Here is a 236-nt window from a genome sequence, read left to right as displayed (position 1 = left end):
AGGGGGAGATGTCCGGCAGGACAGAGGGGGGTGTTCAAGCGCCCTGCTTCCCATGGACTTCGAACCTTACATGCGGAGGCTCCATGTTCGCCAAGATCCTGATCGCCAATCGCGGTGAGATCGCTTGCCGTGTCATCCGGACGGCGCGCAAGATGGGTGTGCGCACTGTCGCCGTCTATTCGGATGCCGATGCGAGATCCCTGCATGTCGAGATGGCCGACGAGGCGGTGCATATC

General features: G+C 61.4%; 1 protein-coding gene. It reads left to right on the top strand.

What is annotated here, in order from left to right:
- Positions 1-83: 83 nt before the first annotated feature.
- Positions 84-236: biotin carboxylase N-terminal domain-containing protein (locus EOC06_RS23020; protein WP_164898698.1), on the top strand; the 153-nt coding region annotated here is incomplete at its 3' end.

Origin of the sequence: Mesorhizobium sp. M7A.F.Ca.MR.362.00.0.0, assembly GCF_004023175.1 — a bacterium.
Lineage (GTDB): Bacteria > Pseudomonadota > Alphaproteobacteria > Rhizobiales > Rhizobiaceae > Mesorhizobium.
The sequence above is the reverse complement of the archived record's forward strand: the minus strand, read 5'-3'. Positions and strand labels throughout refer to the sequence as shown.